This window comes from Leucobacter sp. USHLN153, assembly GCF_037145615.1.
Lineage (GTDB): Bacteria > Actinomycetota > Actinomycetes > Actinomycetales > Microbacteriaceae > Leucobacter.
This window is the reverse complement of the sequence record NZ_JBBCXE010000004.1, coordinates 175,646-193,841: the sequence shown is the minus strand read 5'-3', so window position 1 is coordinate 193,841 and position 18,196 is coordinate 175,646. Positions and strand designations below refer to the sequence as shown.

Sequence of the window (18,196 nt, the reverse complement as noted above, 5' to 3'; positions counted from 1 at the left end):
AGCATGGCGAAGCACGCAGCACAGAACGGCGACACCGGCGCAGAGCTGTCGAAGAGCGCAGCGGCCGCAGAGGTCGCAGCGCCCGACAGCTCGGCGATCCCGACCGCGCCGAACGATGCCCAGAGCGCCCTGCCGCCCGATGCCGCGGCCCGAGACGCCGCCAAGCGCGACGAGCTCGCGACCGACGAGGTGCTGCACGGCTCCGACATCCGCTTCATCACGCGCAACGTGAGCGATGCCGAGCGCGCTGCGGTCGTCGCCGTGCTCACCCAGGTGCGCGCGGAGGAGTCGCAGCAGGTGAAGCGCGTCGCCCGGCGCGATCGGGAGCCATGGGCGCGGTCGCAGCGGGTGCCCGAGGGCATCTTCGATCTGCTCGCGGAGGGCTAGTCGGCCGGTTGTAGGGTGACCGTATGCCCCGAACAGCCGCAGATGCCGAGCGCGAACTGCGCGAACTGCTCCGTCGATGCACCCGGGTCGCGTACCAGCCGCAGGGCGTGGAGGGTGCGAGGAGTCTCCGGCGAGCGGCGGTGCTGATCCTCTTCGGTGCGCTCGATCGCAGGCCAGCCGTGCAGGGCGTCGACACAGTCGCGCCCGAGCTGGACGTGCTGCTCACGCGGCGCGCGGACAGCATGCGGCATCACGCCGGTCAGATCGCGTTCCCGGGTGGGGGTGCAGAGGCGCAGGATCGCGACGCCGCCGACACAGCCCTGCGCGAGGCCGCCGAGGAGACCGGGGTCGACCCGGAGGGCGTCGAAGTGCTCGGCGAGCTGCCGCCGGTGCACATCCCGGTCAGCAACAACCTGGTCACCCCCGTGATCGGGTGGTGGTGCCGCCCGAGCGCGGTCGCCGCCGACCACGCGGAATCGGTGGAGGTGTTCCGCGCGCCCGTCGCGGAACTGCTCGACCCGGCCGCCCGCGGCACCTCCGTGTTGCGCGCCGGCGCCATGACCTACCGCGGGGCGGCATTCACGCTCGGCCCGCACCTGGGCGGCCACCTCGTGTGGGGCTTCACCGGCATGACGCTCGCGAGCCTCTTCGACGAGCTCGGCTGGGCCGTCCCCTGGGACACGTCACGCGAGCTCCCCGTCACGCGCTAGCCGCGCCTCTGGAAGGCTCCGATGCTCCCTCGCACCAAGCCCGTCAGACAGTGGATAACCCGTCAAGCGGGGCGACACGCCGCGAATCGACCCGCGCGAGCAGTTATCCACTGTCTGACGAGCGTGTGGCAGCGCAACGCAACGCAGCGTCCAGCAGAGCCCAGCCCCTACGCGTGGGTCGCGGCGTCGTCGGGGAAGACCGTAGTCGCGTCCCCGAGCTGCAGCGCCAGCGCGGTCGCCTGCGCGGCGTCCTCGAGGTTCAGCGCGCGGCGATACGCCATCTCCACGTTCCCCGCGACCACCGAGCAGCCGTGGTGCTGCATCACCACGCAGTCGTGGTCGCGCAGCGCCTCCGCGGCGGAGTCCGCGAGCTCGTCGGTGCCGTTGTGATAGAACGGCGTCACCGCGATCTCGCCGAGATAATACGCATGGTCGAGCGTGAGCCGGCGGATCGGCTTCCCGAGGCTCGCGAGCACCACGGCCGTGCGCGGGTGCAGGTGCAGCACGCATTCCGCGTCGGGTCGCGCGCGGTAGGCACGGTGGTGCAGTCGCCACTCGCTCGACGGCACCGGGCCCACGTCCACCGGGTCGCCGGTCTCATCAGCGTCCAGCGTGAGCAGCGCGAAGTCGTCGGGGGTGAGGCGATCCAGCCAGGTGCCCTTCGCCGTCACCAAGAACTCGCGCTCCGACACCCGCACGGAGAAATTACCGGCGCTCGCGAGCACGAGCCCACGCCCCACGGCGTCGCGCCCCACCTCGATCAGCTCGGCGACCAGACGCTCCCGGTCGCGGTGGTTCTCAGTCATGGGTCACTCCTCAGTTCGGGTACGGCGGCACATCAGGCCGATCAGGCGGCGGATCGCGGCCGCTCGACACTCCGCGCGCCCTGGGCCTCGCGGCGCACACTCACTGCACGGCTCCACCCTACGCTCGCAGTCATTGCTCGACGCCCGTCAGTGCGCGGTGCGTGGTCACGGCCTGCTGGTCGCTGAGCGAGGCGACATAGTCGAGGATCGCGCGCGTTCGGCCCTGTCGGCGCATGCCCGCCTCGCTCGTGTCACCCATCAGGAGTTCCGGGCGTTCGCGTCGCACGGCGAAGCCTTCCTCGGTCGCGGACTCGGCCCACTCGAGCAGGCGTCGCGGCGCGCGTCCTGCGTCATCGGGGTCCGCGAGCCACGCGTCGAAGCCGAGCACCAGCTCCTCCACCACTCGGGCCCGACCTCGCTGCGGCTGCCCGAGCTCCGGCCGCTCGAGCACGAAGTGGGCGTGCACGAACTTCAGCACCATCACCTCGTGCCACGCCTGCGTTCCGAGACGCACGTAACCGCTACGCACGTGCGGGCGCTCCTCGACGACGATCGAGGTGCGGAGATGATCGATCCAGCGGCGGGTGAAGTCGGAGACGCGGCGCTCACTCTCAATGCCGCCGTCATAAGGTGCGGCAAGCAGCGCCTCCCCCACTTCTTCGCTGACCCGGCTCACTGCGGCGCGGAAGGCGTCACGATCCGCGATCCACCCGTCTTTCGCATGCAGTCGGCGCCACAGCAGCTCGAGTGAGCGACCCGGCGTGCGCCACGTGGCCTCGAGCGCCTCGTCGGGCTCGGTGGCGAGCGCCCCGGAGCGGTCGAGCCAGGCGCGGAACTCGCCCGCGACCGAGGACTGCTGCAGCACCCCGGCGCGGGTGAAGTCGTCGAGGTCGTGCACGGCGTACGCGATGTCGTCGGCGAGGTCCATGACCGCGCACTCGACCGTCTGCATTCCCTGCGCGACGGCCGCGAACGGCGCGAGCGCGCTCTCCATCTCGGCGTAGTCGAGCGCGTAGACGGAGAACTTCTCGGCGCCGGCGTCCGCGTCGATGCCCACACCCCGCGGGCGATCGGGCGCGGGCACTGCTGCCTCCGAGACGCCCACCCAGGCTCCTCGCGTCCACGGATACTTGAGCGTCGCGGCTCGCGTGGCCGCCGTGAGGTTGAGCCCCGGGAAGTCGCGCCCGAGCGTGTCCAGCTGCGTGAGAATGCGGAAGCTCTGGGCGTTGCCCTCGAAGCCCTCGGCGAGCCCCAGCTGCTCGCGCGCGACCCGGTCGAGCACGCGCTCACCGAGGTGGCCGAACGGCGGGTGCCCGAGGTCGTGCGCGTGCGCGGCGGCCTGCGCGACGATCGTGTCGCAGCCCCCGAGTCGCGTGATGCTCGCCCCGACGGCGTCGTCCTCGACACGCTCTCCGCGCGCGAACGCCGCGTGCTGGGCCGCGCGCCCCGCCAGTTGCGCCGCGATCACGCGCGCGACCGCGCTCACCTTGAGCGAGTGGGTCAGGCGGTTGTGCATGACGGGCCCGACGCCCGACTGCGGCACGACCTGCGTCACGTCGGAGAGGCGCGCGAAGTACGAGGAGAAGCGGATCCGCTCGAGATCGACGCGGTACTCCTGCGGCTCGACCGCGGTCGCCGCGCCGGGGAGACCCTCGATCTCCGCGGGCCACTGCGAGTCGGAGATACCAGCAGGCCGGTGCTGCGACGAGACATGCTCGACGAAGCTCCGAGCCTCCCGGCCCGCGGCCGATCCGCCGGCGACGCCTGTATCTCGCGCGCCGCCACCGCGCTCGCTCGCGCGCGCGACGCCCAGCGCCTCACCGACCTCGGCCCCGACCCCAACCCCGGCGTCAACCTCGGCCTCGAGCCCACCCTCCCTGACCTGCATGCCCCTTATTCAAGCACGGGCCGCGCCGGTACACTGAGCGCAACGGTCAGAGGAGGGGCGATGAGCGGAAACCGCACGCGTGCTGAGAACGTACCGGCCATCGAGCGCGCAACCGGCCGGGAGTGGGAGGCCTGGGTCGCCCTCTTCGAGGCGCAGGGCGCCGCGACCCTCCCCCACGCGGAGATCGCGAAGATCGCTCGCGCGGCGGTGCCCGACGACCTCTACAACCCCGACTGGTGGGCGCAGGCCGTCGCGATCGCGTACGAACAGCACGCGGGCCTCCGCGTGCCAGGCCAGTCGTCCAGCGGAACCTTCCGCGTCAGCGCGAGCCGCACCCTCACGCTCGACCGCGACACCGCGATCGAAGCGTGGGTAACGGCTCACGGTGGCATCGCCGAACACCTCGGGCACGCGGCGGGCGATCCGCGACCCTCTCGCACCGAGAAGCGGAGCTTCTGGCGGTTCTCGCTCGACGGCGCCGGTCGGGTCGAGATTTCGGCGACGCCGAAGGACGCGCAGAAGACGATCCTCGCGGTGAGTCAGGACGGCCTCGCAGACGGCGACCGCATCGAGGAGTGGCGCGAGCACTGGAAATCGCTGCTGAGCGCGCTGTGATCCGCCCGCCAGCCCGCTCCCACTCCTTCTCAACCATCATTCCCGCGCAGCCCGCACTCTCGCCGCAGCGCACCCCCGACCGAAAGCAGGCCGCATGACCGCCGAACGCATCGGCATCGTCTGGAACCCATCGAAGGTGTCCGAGCGCGAGCTGCGCTCCGAGTGGGAGGCCGCGGCCTCTCGCGTGCCCGGCCCCGCCCCCGAGGTGCTCTGGTTCGAGACGTCGGCGGAGGACGCCGGGCTCAGCGCGACCGCCGAGGCCGTCACGCGAGGCTGCGACGTCGTCGTGGCCGCGGGCGGAGACGGCACGATCCGCGCGGTGGCCGAGGCGCTGGGCGATTCGGGATCACCCGCCGCCGAGCTCGGCGTTGCGCCCCTGGGAACCGGAAACCTCTTGGCCCGCAATGTCGGCATCCCGATCGGCAACCCGCGCGCCGCCTTCGCTCGCGTGCTCACCCAGCACGCGACGCCGCTCGACCTCGGGCGCGTGCGGTTCCGGCGCGCCGACGGCACGGAGCAGCAGCACGGCTTCGTCGTGATGGTGGGCTTCGGCATCGATGCCCAGATGATCATCGAAACCGACGATGACCTCAAGGCCCGGGCCGGCTGGCTCGCATACGTCGAGTCGCTCGGGCGCGCGGCGGCGAGCGCAGAGGTCGTGAAGTTCGCCATGACGCTCGACGACCAGGAGACCGTGACGGAGGAGGCGCACACGGTGCTCATCGCGAACTGCGGTGATATTCAGGGCGGGATCACCCTGGTGCCGGACGCCACCCCCGACGACGGGGAGCTCGACCTCCTCGTGCTCCGCGCAAACGACGCGGCGGCTTGGCTCGACACGATGCGCAACTTCGTCTGGCAGAACGGGCTGAAGCGCATGATTACGCGCGCGGACACCGCGGAGAGCACGGAGTCGACGGATCACCTGCGCGCGACGAAGGTCTCGTTCGAGCTTCCGACGCCGACCGTGTTCGAGATCGACGGCGACGAGGTCGGCGAGGTGACCGCGTTCACGGTCGAGGTGCTGCCCGGGGCGTTGCGGTTGCGCTGACGCCGGCATCCGGCGCGGTCACGCGGACGCTGCCACGCCGACGCCGCGGCCCCGACGACCCCGCTCAGGCCCGGCTCGATCCGCTACCCGTCCGCGAGCTCCTGAGCGGCCTTCGACAGCTTGCGCACCCGGGCCCGCCTGCGCCTGCGCGCTGGAATCATCGACCGCATCTCCTCGAGCTTCCCGAAGCAGAGTAGGCGGTCGTCGGCCTCGAGCACGATGTTCTTCCGCGGGTTCGGGATCACCTGGACGCCGCGATGCAGCGTGAGCACGGTGACGTCGCGATCCCACAGCCCGAGTTCGCCGAGGGTCTGTCCGACATATTCCGATCCGTGCATAGTGAGCTCGGCGACGCCGTACGCGGTCGAGACGCTGAGCCGCTGCCGTACGTCGATCTCGGGGAAGTTCACCTGATTGCCGATGAAGTCGATGATCGCGCCCGCGATATCGAGGCCCGTCGCGCTCTCGATGCCCTGCAGGCCCGGGGAGGAATTGACCTCCATGACGAGCGGTCCCTCATCGCCCTCGAGCATGTCGACGCCGGCGACCCGCAGCCCCATGATCTGCGCCGCCCGCACCGCCGTCTGCTCGTAGACGGGGTCGAGCTGCACCGCCTCGACGGTGCCGCCCCGGTGCACGTTCGAACGGAACTCGTCGCCCGCCGCCGTGCGCCGCATCGCCGCCACCACGCGATCACCGATGACGAGCGCGCGCACGTCGCGCCCGCGGCTCTCCGAGACGAAGCGCTGGATCAGCACGTTCTGCCGCGTCGAGTGCAGCGTCTCGATGATCGCCTCGGCGACCTTCACCTGCGGGGCGAGGATCACGCCGATGCCCTGCGTGCCCTCGAGCAGCTTGATGACGACCGGGGCCCCGCCGACGCTCTCGATCGCCGGCCGCACGTCCGCACGATTGCGCACGAACGCTGTCGCAGGCATGTCGATGTTGTGGCGGGAGAGGATCTGGATCGCGCGCAGCTTGTCGCGTGCGTTCGCGATGCCGTTCGACGTGTTGGGCGTGTAGACGTCCATCTGCTCGAACTGGCGCACGACCGCGGTACCGAAATAACTGATGGAACTGCCGATTCGCGGCAGGATCGCGTCGTAATCGCTCAGCGGTTTGCCACGGTAGAGCAGGTCGGGCTCATCCCCCGCGAGGTCGATCGCGAATCGCAGCGTGTTGAGCACGCGCACCGTGTGTCCGCGCTCGAGCGCCGCAGCCTCGAGCCGCTGCGTGGAATACGCGTGTGGAGCGCGCGAAAGAATCGCCAGTTTCACTGTGATTTCCTGCCAAGATAGGAGCCGTGAGCGTACCCGACCATTCAAGCACCCTGACGGGGTGGCGTGAATGGGTTCGCCTGACCGGAATCGGCGTGCCGTGGATCAAAGCGAAGATCGACACCGGCGCGCAGACCTCGGCGCTGCACGCGACCGAGATCGAGGAGTTCGATCGCTCGGGCGAGCCCTGGGTGCGTTTCCTCGTGCAGCCGTGGCAGGTCGACGACGAAGACGCGGTCGCGGTCGAGCTTCCCGTGCACGACCGCCGCACCGTGCGCAGCTCGTCGGGGCACGCGCAGCTCCGGCCGGTGGTGATGATGCGGATCGGGCTCGCGGGCCGGGGGATCACCGCCGAGGTCACGCTGACGGATCGCGAGGAGATGGGGTTCCGCATGCTCATCGGCCGCGAGGCGTTGCGACAGGGCTTCGTGGTCGATCCCGCAGCGTCGTACGTCGGGGGCAAGCCCGTGCGGCAGATCCGCCGCCGCAACCGGGGTATTGCCTGAGCCGCGGCTCGCTCCACCACAACTGACGCCGCCGCGCCACCGTCTATTTGCACCTCGAACGCACTACTACTCTGTTGCCATGAGCGCGAGCAACATCGATCTGATTCCGGCAGGCACGGTTTTCAGCGCAGTGGACATCATTCACTACGCCGATCCCGACATGCGCGACCTCGACCAGGCGATCGCCGAGGCGGATCTGCTGGTCACCGTGCCGCACGCGACCGCAGCGATCCCGGAGGAGCTCGCTGAGTTTCTTGCTCCCGAGCTCACGCGCCGCATGCAGTTCGATTTCTCCGACGCGGGTGCGGCTTCGGTGGCGATTCGCTGGGCGCAGATCGACCCCCGCGTCGTCGTCGTGGTGAACCCCCATTCCCGGCTCGTTCGTGACCCGAACCGGCCGATGCCCGTGGACCTGCGCGGCGACCTGGGGCGCGCGTTCGAGCGCGTGCGGGCAGCGGGAGCTTCGGGAGGCTCAGACTCACAACCCGTCGACCTCTCCGGGGTCGACGCCGTGCGCCCCGTGTCGTTCTCGAATGTGCCGATCCTGCGGGCGCCCGAGAGCGACGAGCAACTCGACCGGCTCGCGCACGCGCTGCTCTCCGTCGCGGAGGGTGGTGTCGATATCTATGAGGCGACGTGCGTCGAGCTCACCCGCCGCTTCATTGAGCACGCCAAGCAGGAGGGCGGAGCCTTCACCCGCCTCTCCTTCCACGACTCCGCGAACGCTCGGCTCACGCCCGCCGGTGCGATCGAGGAGATTCGAGACGACGAACACCTCATGCCCGCCGTGGTCACGCTCTCGAATCGCGGCGATGCGCACGGAGAGCAGCGCGATCCCTCCAAGCCTCTGACGATGCCGGCCGAAGCTCTCCGTCGGCTCGCTGCGGCCCACCGGGCCGGATTCGAGGTGAGCGCTCCCGAGGCCGTGCTGCTGAACCAGCCCTACCGGGGAGGCGATGAGATCGTCGCAGCGGCTGCGCACTTCCATTCGGTGGCGGATCGGGCCGCGGAGGCGGGCGAGCGGCTCGTTCTGGGGGCCGTGCAGGCCGAATTCTCGCGGGACTACGTGCTCGGGCCCGGGGCGCTCGAGGAGCTGCGAGCGGCGGGCACGTCGTGGGTCGACGAGGATCGCGAGCGGATCGACATCATCGCGTACGCGTCCAAGCGCGCGTGGGACGAGTTCCGCGACGAGGCGTAGGCGAGGATCGACGGACGAGAAGGTGTAGAGCATCGAGCGCTCAGAGTAGGGTTCGGCGCTCGAGGCGTCACTGCCCCAAGCCCCTAGCAAGCCACGCTACTTCTCCTCCGCGCTACTCCTCGTCTGCTGCCTTGTGCAGGGTGCCGACGGACTGACCGTCTCCGTTGATCACCGAGAGCGCGTCGCCGCTGAATTCCAGCTCTCGGACTCCGCGCAGCCAGTCATCGACGCCCGGGCACGCCCTGAGGGTCGATACGAATGGTTCGAGCGCGACCCTATCCCCATCGATCTTGTAGGTCGTCGAGATGCCATTGCATCCGTCGCTCCCTTGCACCTTGCCATCTTCGGTGAAGGTGAGATGCGGGTTCCCCTTCTCGTCGGACTTCCACGTCCCGATGAGATCCGCCTGTCCTATCGACACCGTTCCACCCTTCTCGCTCTCGCTCGCGCTCTTCCCCGAGCCCGCTTCTCCGACTTCGCCAGCAGCGGAGCACCCGCTCAGCAGCATCGCCGCCCCCAGCAGGGCTACCGCCGCGAACCTTCGTCCCCTCGCGTCACTCATCACGCTCCCTCCCCTTCGGATACCGGCATCGTATCCTTCGTCGGTGAGAGGGCATCCAGCGCGTACCGCACGTGAGACGGCGTAATACTGCACTGCGTCGCACTTCACAGCTCCCTCACCTCTTGCGTGCGGTCAACATTCAGGTTAGGTTTGCCGAGGCCCCGTTGTGTCGGACAGGGAAGCTCACGCAGGGGACGCGCGAGCACCCGACAGGAACCATCCGAATGTTCGATTCGTCGGTTGGCCACTGTCAATTCACGAGTCCACGGGGGAAAACACGTGACACAACGTCGTCCGATCGCGCTTGGCGCGGCAATCACCATAGGCTTCGGCAGCCTCTTCATCTCAGCTCCTGCATTCGCAGATGACGAAACGCCGACTACTGATCAGCAGGAGGTGCTCGAGGCGCCCGCTGAGGAAACCTCGGTGCCCGAAGAGGCTCCCGACGAAGCTGCGGAAGCACTCGAAGACGCTGGCGTTGAGGTCGTCGCTCTCGGTGTTGATGGCGACGGAGTCCCCGTGGTCGTTCAGACGGAGGGGAGCGAAACCGGTGCAGAAGTAGATGCTGCGATTGAGGCATATGCCGCCCAACTCGGAGCGCCCAGTGCCAACGTACAGACCGTCTCGTCGGCACCCGTCGCGTACGCAGCGACCGACGTAGTTGGCGGCGCTGGCTACCTCGCATTTGAGGGCGAAGAAGGTGTGAGCTTTTGCTCCATCGGATTCTCAGCTTGGAGTCCCGAGGGCGAGCCCGCACTGCTGAGCGCTGGTCACTGCACGGACGACGGGGCATACAGCGGGACGGCTCTCGTCAAGCCCTCTGTTCAGCCTGCGGTGACCGGAGACCTGCCGGGAACGGGTAACGAGCAGAACGGTACCGGCATGCTCGGTGAGTTCGGGTTCTCTCAGTTCGGTGGAACCAATAATTCCGACGCGGACCTCAGTGTTAGCGAACCTGTGCCTGACCCTGAGGGCACTGACGTCTCGATTATCGAGAACATCGGATCGCAGTTTGATCTTCGCCCGGAAATTACCGATTGGTCGACAGCAGAGGACGATGACCTCGCTGCAAAGACCATTGCTATCAAGAGTGTCAAGACGACCGACCCGACGGAGGGCTCGGCGGTATCGAAGAGCGGTCGCACTACCGGATACACCAGCGGCACCGTTGGAGCGCTCGTTGATGGCTGGTCCATCATCACGACACCGGACGGAGATCCGCGGTGGGTTCGCGGATTCCAAAGCGACGTTCTTGCCGCGCCTGGCGACTCGGGTGGAGCAGTGTTCCAGGGAAACAGCGCTATCGGCGTAATTAGCGGCGGTAGCCCCGCTTCGGGCGACATCCCCCAGTTCACCTGGACGGCTTCGCTGAAGCACATCTTGCCTCACATTCCGGGCTACGAAGTCGCGCTCGACATCGATGAGCCGACGGTCGACACCGACCTCAGCGAGGCAATCGACGGCGGCAGCGAGATCGTCGTGAGCGCGCCGAGCAACGCGACCCGCCTCTCGGTCGGTACCCAGAACTCAGGTGACTCGGTACCGGTGGAAAACGGTAAGGCAACGTTCAAGGTCTCTGACATTCCCGGTCAGCACACGCTCTACTTGACCGCAACCAATAGCTTGAGCCACTCCGAAACTGTCGAGGTCGACTTCACGGTCCAGCTCGGTGCTCCGAAGGTCAAGGACGTCGACACGACAGATAGTGATGTCACCCTCACCGGAACCGGCGTTGCCGGCGCAGACATCACCGCCGAGTTCAATGGCGACACCTTTACCGCGATGGTCGGCCAGGACAGCAAGTGGGAGATCGAGCTCTCCGATGTCGAGATCGGCGAGTACGACGTCAGCGTTCGCCAGGAGTTCGAGGGCAACACCTCGGATGCGGCGACGGGCAAGGTCATCGTGCGCCCCACGCCGGTCACCGATCTCTCGATCGAGAACGGCACCACCTACGAGGCTGAGAAGGCCCCGTCGGAGCTCTCGGGACGCGGCCTGAATGGTGCGGACGTCACGGTTCTGCTGAACGGCGAGGACATTACGGCTCAGGCCGGGGGCGCGAGCGACAACATCGGTGCGCTCGCGGTCGCGGTGGAGGACGAGGCTTGGACCGCAAGCTTCGGGGCTCAGCTCGGTGCGGGCTCCTATGCACTCGAGGTCACGCAGGCCGTCAACGGCATTAGCTCCGCTCCGGTGAGCATCGTCTTCAATGTCGCGGTTCCCACTGTGGATCCGGTCGCTCCCGTGACTCCGACGGACCCGGGCGCGGGTGCTGATCCGACGCAGCCTGCAGCCCCGGGTGACGCAGGCGCGGGCGGAGCGGATCTTCCCGTAACGGGCTTTGACGCCGGCCTGATGCTGCCGCTTGGTCTCTCGGCTCTGGCCATGCTGATCATCGGCGGGGCTGCGATTCTCGTCGCCCAGCGTCGATTCGGCACCAACCACTCCGAGTAACCTCGGCAGCGCTCATCCAGCGCGTTCAGCACGATGGGCCTCGATCCTCGGATCGGGGCCCATCGTCGTGTGTGGCCCGACACGAGAGAAACCATTCGCAGCCTCTCGCACGATCTACTGCTTTTCGTAGCCGATTCCCGTACGTGAGTGATGTCCGTCGAACGCTTTACGACGTGCACGCTCTAATTCAGAGTTGCCGTACCGTGTCCTGACTTGAAACCCGCTCGCCTCTCCTGAGCGCACCTACGTTTGACGAGGCCCCTGGTGTCGGACCAGGGTGCTCGCGCGGGGGAACGCGCAAGCATCCGTCGTTCATTCGTCCGTGTCTCACGGTGGCCAACGATGACCACCTACGAATACTCGGGAGAAGACACGTGACGAAATCTCGTCCCGTCGCGCTCGGCGCGGCAGCGATTCTCGGGCTCGGCAGTCTCTTCGTCGCCACACCGGCGATGGCGGAGGACACGAGCGCGCAAGATCCGACCATTCAAGACGTGCAAGATCTGGGCCTCACCGCAGACGACGCGATTGCCATTGCGGCCGAGTCGCTCGAAACGACGCCCGAGGGCGTCGAGCAGCAGATTGCGGCGGAAGAGATCCTCGTCGCATCCACAGGGCACGTCGCCTTCATCGACCCGGCACCGGCTCATGTGCAGGAGGAGGCCGGCAGTTCGTTCACCGCCAGCGAAGCACTCTCCGGTAAGACGCCGACTGGTGGATCCCTTCCGGGCGCTCCCGTCACGCTCTACATTGACTTCGACGGCGAGACCGTCGAGCGATCGGGCTGGAACTTCGACAGCTTCGGTTTCGGTCAGGTCGTCGAAGCGAGCTACTCGCTCGACGGCGCCCCGAGCGTCGACCAGGAGGAGGTATGGGCACGCGTCGCGGAAGACTACGCGCCCTTCAACGTCAACGTGACGACAGCGGATCCGGGCGCGGACGCGCTCTTCAAGACGTCCGCCTCTGATAAGACCTATGGTTCCCATGTGGTCGTCACGGACAGCACCCCGGCGTTCGGCGCGGGATCGGGCGGCATCGCGTTTCTCGGCGGCACCGGCTCCGAGTACCTCTCCCCCGCCTTCGCCTTTACGCAGGGCGTCGGCGACGGCGCGGAACAGATCGCCGACGTCGTGTCGCACGAGGCCGGCCACAACTTCGGGCTCGACCACGATGGTTACGGGAGCAACGAGTACTACGCGCCGAACGGCGGACTGTGGGGCCCGATCATGGGTGCACCCTATAGCTCCCCGCTCTCACAGTGGTCGATCGGCGATTACGCGAGCTCGACCAACACCGAGGATGATCTCGCAATCATTACCGATCGTGATGCCGCGGAAGAAACGTTTATCGGCTTGCGCTTCGACAATGGCGAGTTCTTCATGGGATCGTCGGTCTGCAATCCGAACGGGGTAGACCTCACGAACCCGAAAGATGGCGACGTCGTGTACGAGCCCACCGGCATCGATTGCGACACGTACGGCGATCGGCTCACCATCGACTACGACTTCCTCGACCGCGCCGACTTCATCGCCGACGACCACGGTGATGACGCGGCAAAGGCAAGCGAGCTGGACAACTCGAACGACACCTTCTCGCTCGACGGCACTGTCAGCACCACCGCCGACGCCGACGTCTTCGCGCTGAAAACGCTCGGCGGCACGCTCGAAGCGACCGTCGATGTCGCCGAGATCGGTCCGAACCTCGACACGAAACTCACGCTTACCGACGCGTCGGGCACGGAGCTCGCCGCAGATGCTCCCACGACCACGGTCGTCGCGGGCATTGCAGAGGGACTCGACTCTTCCATCACGGTTCAGGTCGATGCCGGCATCTATTACCTCGCGGTCGAAGGCGTCGGCCTCGGCGATCCGAGCAGCGCGACCGCAACTGAGGCGAACGAGTACAGCGACTACGGCAGCCTCGGTAACTACACGATCTGGGGCCAGGCACCGGCATTCGACCCGGCTCCCATCGCGATCGATTCCCCGTCAGACGGCGCGGAGATCGCAGCGGGCGGCGCGAGCGTCGAGGTGACCGGCACGGCCGAGGCGGACGCCAAGGTCACCGTCAAGGCGAACGGCCAGACCGTCACCACCACTGCTTCTGCAACGGGCGAGTGGACCGTCACCATCACGGCAGCTGACGCGGGCGAGACTGAGATCGTCGCGTCGGAGACGGTCGCCGGGATCACGGTCGAGGCCACCGATTCAGTGACCGTGGTTGCCCCGGTGAATGCTCCCGAAATCACGCAGCCTTCGTCCGAAGCAGAGACCGCGGCTACGCCGACGTTCTCGGGCACCGGCCTCGTGGGTGCCGAGGTGGCAGTAACCGTCGTCGACGCCTCCGGCAAGGAGGTCGTCATCACCACGACGGTTGATGCCGATGGCACGTGGTCCATCGCGTTGACCGACGCACTCGTCGCGGGAGACTACACGGCGACCGCCGAGCAGACCATCAACGGTGTCACTTCACAATCATCCGCGCAGACCACGTTCTCGGTCGTCGTTCCTGAAGAGCCCGTTGCCGACGCGGAGGGCACCTCGGGTTCGGATAGCAACGGCGCAGCGCGCAGCGGCGGCAACGGCACCGCAGGTACGGGCGGCAACAGCACCGCAGGCGGCAACAGCACCGCAGCCGGCAACAGCACCGCAGGCGGCAACGGCTCAGGCGGCTCGGGCGACAACGGCACCGCGAGCTCCAGTGCCGCGGGCCACGTGAATGCCGGGGCAGTCACCACCGGAGACACGGGCGCGAAGAACGCGACCCCGGATGAGGGGGGTCTGCTCGCTTCGACCGGTCTCGGCTCCGACTTCGCGCCGATGATTGTGCTGACCTCGCTCGCGCTCGTCATCGCGGGTGGCGTGTATGCTGCCGGAACGGTCCGCCAGCGCAAGCGCACGGAGGCCTAAGCGGCCGGACCGATTACATGGTTACGCACAGATGGGGCGGGGTTCACTACGAACCCCGCCCCATCTGTGTTTTCACCCGCACGACCTGCAAGGAAGCGTAGCTCGCGCTGTGACGACGAGGCGACTCTTCTCGCCCGCTACCTCCGTGCAAGCTCCGCGCGGGCCGCGGCGAGTGCCTCCTCGGTCGCCGCGTAACAGTGCTCGGCCGCGGGGAAGGCGCCCGAGCGCACCTCCTCGGCGTAGGCGCTGACCGCTTCGGCCGCAGCGTCGGCTAGCGCGGCGTACCGCTTCACGAACTTCGCCGTATGCCCCTCCGTGATGCCCAACAGGTCGTTGAGCACGAGCACCTGACCGCTCGCGGCTCCCGCGCCGATCCCGATGGTCGGAATGTGCAGCTCTTGCCGAAGCAACTGCGTGATCTCCGTAGGCACCGCCTCGATCACCACGCAGAAGGCGCCCGCCTCCTGCACGCCGCGCGCCTCGCGCACGAGGCGAGCGGCCGTCTCGGCGGTGCGACCCTGGGCGCGGAACCCTCCGAGCGCGGTCGCCGTCTGCGGCGTCAGCCCGAGGTGCGCCACCACGGGCACACCGGCCGCGACGATCGCGCGTATGCGACTGAGACGGGGTGCGGATCCGCCCTCGAGCTTCACCGCGTCAGCGCCTGCCTCCTTGACGAAGCGAATCGCGGTCTCCACCGCCTGCGCGTCGGACAACTCGGTGCTGCCGAACGGCACATCGCACACGAGGAACGCGGTCTCAGTGCCACGCCGCACCGCGCGGGCCAGCACGAGCATCTCGTCGGTCGAGACGGGAACGGTCGAGTCGTAGCCGAGCACCACCTGCGCGCCGGAGTCTCCGACGAGCACCATGTCGACGCCGGCGCGCTCGGCAGCGCGCGCCCCCGGGTAGTCGTACGCCGTCACCATGACGATGGGATCTCCCGCGGCGTGCTTCTCGGCGAGCGCCGGGATCGAAATCTTCGACATGTCACTTCTCCTCGGGGTCGAGCTGCGCTTCAGCGCCGGGCAGGGTCAGCAGCGTGTTGTCGATCAGCCGCACTTCGCCCACGCGCGCGGCAATCGCGAGCAAGACCGGTTGATCGACGACGTCGACGGGTTCGAGGGCGTGCGTGTCGACGCAGGCGACGTACTCGGGTTCGATGCCCGCCGCCGAGAGTACGGCCGCGGCGCGGGCGTGCAGGGCCGCGGTGCTCGTCTCCCCCAGCGCCAGCGCCGCTTCGGCAGCCTCGAGTGCGCGCGGGATCGCGAGAGCCCGCGCGCGATCCGCATCGCTCAATCGCACGTTGCGACTCGACTTCGCGAGGCCGTCGGAATCGCGCACCGTGGGGCATGAGACGATCTCGACCGGCAGACCGAGATCGGTGACCATGCGGCGCACCACGAGGAGCTGTTGCGCATCCTTCTGACCGAAGTACGCGGCGTCGGGATCGGCGGCGATGAGCAGCTTGGAGACCACCGTCGCGACGCCGTCGAAGTGCTGCGGGCCGCGCCCGGCTGCCTCGAGCGTCTCGGTGAGCGAGCCGCCGACGTGCACGTTCGTCGCGAAGCCCTCGGGATACAGTTCGCTCGCTGCGGGGGCGAAGATGACGTCGACGCCCGCCGACTCGGCGAGCGCGGCGTCGGCTTCCTCCTGGCGCGGGTACCCGTCGAGGTCGGAGGCCTCGGTGAACTGCTTCGGGTTGACGAAGATCGACATCACGACGAAATCGACATCGCGCTGCGCGGCCCGCACGAGCGAAATGTGCCCCTCGTGCAGCGCGCCCATCGTCGGCACCAGCCCGACACGAGCCGAACCGCCTGCGCGGGCGCCTCGCACCTGCTCGCGCAGCTCGCGCACCGTGCGCACGATCTTCATGTCGACTCCTCCGTGGCCGGTGAACCGGTCTGCCCCGACTCACTCGGGAGCGCTGTGCTCCCGCCTCGCGCGGCCAGGTCACGACTGGCCGCCACCATCGCATCGTACAGCGAGAGCGACGACGGTATCCGCTCAGCCACCGCTTTACGTTGGCGCGCGATCGTGGCCTCGTCGCCCCGTGCCACGGGGCCGGTCAGGGCGCGCTCCGCGCCGAGCCGCTCCCAGTTGGCGAGCGCCCCCGCGGCGAGTGGAGCCAGGGCCTCGCGGGGCACGCCGGCCGTCGCCGCGAGCTGCTCCGCGGCACCCTCGAGCACAACGAGGAAGTTCGCCGCTATGGATGCCGCAGCGTGGTACGCCGCGCGATCCGCATCGTTCACACGGAACGTGCGGAGGCCGAGGAGCGCCGCAAGGCCTTCGGCCGCTTCGCGCGCTCGGTCGCTCGTTCCGTCGACGGCCGCCCACGCGCCCTCGAAGCGCGTGCCCGGCCCGGTCGCGGAGAGCAGCGGGTGCAGGCTGAAGGCCTCGTGCGGCTCCAGGGGCGCGAGCGGGGTCGCGCCCGAGAGGTGGCCGACGAGGGGGCCGCCGGCGCTGGCCGGCTTGGCCGGGATGCGCGCGGCGGCTTCGGCGATTGCGGCGTCGGGAACGGCGAGGAGCACGACGTCCGGGGATCCGCCCCCGTCACCGACCGACCCTGCGCCGCCAGCCTCGCGACCCGCAAGCGGCAGCACCTCGGCCCCGGCGGCACGCAGCGCGTGGTCGAGCGCGGTGCCCATGCGGCCCTTGCCGACGATCTGGACCCGCATGGCGCCGCTACAGCTCGAGCCCGTACAGATTCGGTTCGGGAGCGAGCACGAGGCCGAACTCCTGCTGCACCCGCTGCACGACGAAGCGCGCGAGCTCAGCGACGTCCCCAGCGGACGCGCCGCCGCGGTTCGTGATCGCGAGCGTGTGCTTCGACGAGATCGCGGCGCCGGAGCCCGGCAGACGGAAGCCGCGCTGCACGCCCGAGTGCTCGATGAGCCAAGCCGCGGAGAGCTTCACGCGGCCCTCGGAAGCGGGGTTCGGCACGCGCAGCGGATACCCCGCCGCAATCTCCTCGAACGTCGTGACCTCGGGCTCAGGCTCGACGACCTCCATCGGAAAGCGCGGCGCGTTCTCGGGGAGGCTTCGCGCAAAGCTCTCGGACACGATGGGGTTGGTGAAGAACGATCCCGAGCTCCAGCTGTCGCGGTCGTCGGGATCGAGCACCATGCCCTTCGATGCACGCAGCCGCAGCACCGAATCGCGCACCTGGCGTATCGGCACACGGTCCCCCAGCTCCACGTCGAGGGCCCGCGCGAGCTGTGCGTAGGCTATGGGCTCGGAGAGCGCATCGGGTGCCGCGTGTGCGCGCTGCGCCCGCACCTCCTCGCCCGCCGTGAGCACGAGATCGATCGATACAACGACGCCCTCGAGGCCGCGCTTGATGGCGGAGTCGCGGTACCCGAGCTCGAGCTCCTCCGCGGAGATCCGCCGCAGTTCGCCGCTCGCCGCGTCGAGAAATTCGATCGAGTGCAGCACGTCCGAGAGCTCCTGGCCGTACGCGCCGATGTTCTGCACCGGCGCCGCGCCCGCCGCACCCGGGATGCCCGAGAGCGCCTCGATGCCCGACCAGCCCTGCTCCACGGCCGCAGCGACGAGGTCGTCCCAATCGTGGCCGGCCTGCACACGGAGGCGGATCCGCCCCGCGGGCAGCGAGTCGTCGTCAACCGGGGTCATCCCCGTCGACCGCACGAGCAGAACCGTGCCGGGGAAGCCCTCGTCACTCATCACCGTGTTCGATCCGCCGCCGAGGAGCAGCCACGGTTCGCCCTCGCTCCAGAGCTCCCGAGCCAGCGACACGAGTTCGTCGGCGTCGTGCGCGACGAGCAAGCGCTCAGCCGGGCCGCCGACGCGCATGGTGGTGAGCCGTGAGATCG

Annotated in this window: 16 protein-coding genes; 8 read left to right on the top strand and 8 right to left on the bottom strand. The window is 68.6% G+C overall.

Annotation, left to right across the window (positions count from 1 at the left end):
- Positions 1-3 precede the first annotated feature (3 nt).
- Both WFH00_RS08845 and WFH00_RS08840 read left to right on the top strand, forming a co-directional pair.
- The gene (locus WFH00_RS08845) at positions 4-387 is read left to right on the top strand and encodes a hypothetical protein (RefSeq protein ID WP_336660460.1); all 384 of its coding nucleotides are present in this window, start codon (positions 4-6) and stop codon (positions 385-387) included.
- A gap of 23 nt (positions 388-410) precedes the next feature.
- A complete protein-coding gene (locus WFH00_RS08840; protein WP_336660459.1) occupies positions 411-1,097 on the top strand; it encodes an NUDIX hydrolase in 687 nt (228 codons plus the stop codon).
- A gap of 167 nt (positions 1,098-1,264) precedes the next feature.
- On the opposite strand, the gene WFH00_RS08835 is transcribed toward WFH00_RS08840, so the two are convergent.
- Positions 1,265-1,903 (bottom strand): class II aldolase/adducin family protein, encoded by a 639-nt coding sequence (locus WFH00_RS08835; protein ID WP_336660458.1) that lies wholly within the window; start codon positions 1,901-1,903, stop codon positions 1,265-1,267.
- Positions 1,904-2,033: 130 nt separating this feature from the next.
- On the bottom strand, positions 2,034-3,791 hold the full coding sequence (locus WFH00_RS08830) for a deoxyguanosinetriphosphate triphosphohydrolase family protein (protein ID WP_336660457.1): 1,758 nt from the start codon (positions 3,789-3,791) through the stop codon (positions 2,034-2,036).
- 60 nt (positions 3,792-3,851) lie between these two features.
- On the opposite strand from WFH00_RS08830, the gene WFH00_RS08825 reads away from it, so the two are divergent.
- Together WFH00_RS08825 and WFH00_RS08820 are read left to right on the top strand one after the other, a co-directional pair.
- On the top strand, positions 3,852-4,406 hold the full coding sequence (locus WFH00_RS08825) for a hypothetical protein (RefSeq protein ID WP_336660456.1): 555 nt from the start codon (positions 3,852-3,854) through the stop codon (positions 4,404-4,406).
- Positions 4,407-4,500: 94 nt separating this feature from the next.
- Positions 4,501-5,457, top strand: a complete 957-nt coding sequence (locus WFH00_RS08820; protein WP_336660455.1) for a diacylglycerol/lipid kinase family protein — start codon at positions 4,501-4,503, stop codon at positions 5,455-5,457.
- 83 nt (positions 5,458-5,540) lie between these two features.
- Here WFH00_RS08820 and WFH00_RS08815 read toward each other — a convergent pair whose 3' ends face one another.
- Entirely contained in the window at positions 5,541-6,734 is a 1,194-nt protein-coding gene (locus WFH00_RS08815; protein ID WP_336660454.1) for a RimK family alpha-L-glutamate ligase, read from the bottom strand.
- Between the two features lie 26 nt (positions 6,735-6,760).
- Here WFH00_RS08815 and WFH00_RS08810 point away from each other — a divergent pair, with 26 nt between their 5' ends.
- Both WFH00_RS08810 and WFH00_RS08805 read left to right on the top strand, forming a co-directional pair.
- Positions 6,761-7,240, top strand: a complete 480-nt coding sequence (locus tag WFH00_RS08810; RefSeq protein WP_336660453.1) for an ATP-dependent zinc protease family protein — start codon at positions 6,761-6,763, stop codon at positions 7,238-7,240.
- Positions 7,241-7,319: 79 nt separating this feature from the next.
- Positions 7,320-8,438 carry an N-formylglutamate amidohydrolase gene (locus tag WFH00_RS08805; protein ID WP_336660452.1) on the top strand — a complete coding sequence of 373 codons (1,119 nt, stop codon included), beginning with the start codon at positions 7,320-7,322 and terminating at the stop codon, positions 8,436-8,438.
- 112 nt (positions 8,439-8,550) lie between these two features.
- On the opposite strand, the gene WFH00_RS08800 is transcribed toward WFH00_RS08805, so the two are convergent.
- Positions 8,551-9,000: an META domain-containing protein gene (locus WFH00_RS08800; RefSeq protein ID WP_336660451.1), complete on the bottom strand. Its 450-nt coding sequence runs from the start codon at positions 8,998-9,000 to the stop codon at positions 8,551-8,553.
- A gap of 279 nt (positions 9,001-9,279) precedes the next feature.
- Here WFH00_RS08800 and WFH00_RS08795 point away from each other — a divergent pair, with 279 nt between their 5' ends.
- Complete coding sequence (locus WFH00_RS08795) at positions 9,280-11,454, top strand: S1 family peptidase (protein WP_336660450.1); 2,175 nt, start codon at positions 9,280-9,282, stop codon at positions 11,452-11,454.
- A 374-nt stretch (positions 11,455-11,828) separates the two neighbouring features.
- On the top strand, positions 11,829-14,363 hold the full coding sequence (locus WFH00_RS08790; protein ID WP_336660449.1) for an Ig-like domain-containing protein: 2,535 nt from the start codon (positions 11,829-11,831) through the stop codon (positions 14,361-14,363).
- 137 nt (positions 14,364-14,500) lie between these two features.
- On the opposite strand, the gene panB is transcribed toward WFH00_RS08790, so the two are convergent.
- Genes panB through WFH00_RS08770 form a run of 4 tightly spaced genes read right to left on the bottom strand, consistent with a single transcriptional unit; the run spans position 14,501 to position 18,176 of the window.
- The gene (gene panB, locus WFH00_RS08785; RefSeq protein WP_336660448.1) at positions 14,501-15,349 is read right to left on the bottom strand and encodes a 3-methyl-2-oxobutanoate hydroxymethyltransferase; all 849 of its coding nucleotides are present in this window, start codon (positions 15,347-15,349) and stop codon (positions 14,501-14,503) included.
- A gap of 1 nt (position 15,350) precedes the next feature.
- Positions 15,351-16,238 carry a pantoate--beta-alanine ligase gene (panC, locus tag WFH00_RS08780; RefSeq protein ID WP_336660447.1) on the bottom strand — a complete coding sequence of 296 codons (888 nt, stop codon included), beginning with the start codon at positions 16,236-16,238 and terminating at the stop codon, positions 15,351-15,353.
- On the bottom strand, positions 16,235-17,041 hold the full coding sequence (locus WFH00_RS08775) for a DUF2520 domain-containing protein (protein WP_336660446.1): 807 nt from the start codon (positions 17,039-17,041) through the stop codon (positions 16,235-16,237). The genes panC and WFH00_RS08775 overlap by 4 nt, the downstream gene beginning before the upstream one ends.
- Positions 17,042-17,048: 7 nt before the next feature.
- On the bottom strand, positions 17,049-18,176 hold the full coding sequence (locus tag WFH00_RS08770) for a UDP-N-acetylmuramate dehydrogenase (RefSeq protein WP_336660666.1): 1,128 nt from the start codon (positions 18,174-18,176) through the stop codon (positions 17,049-17,051).
- Positions 18,177-18,196 lie beyond the last annotated feature (20 nt).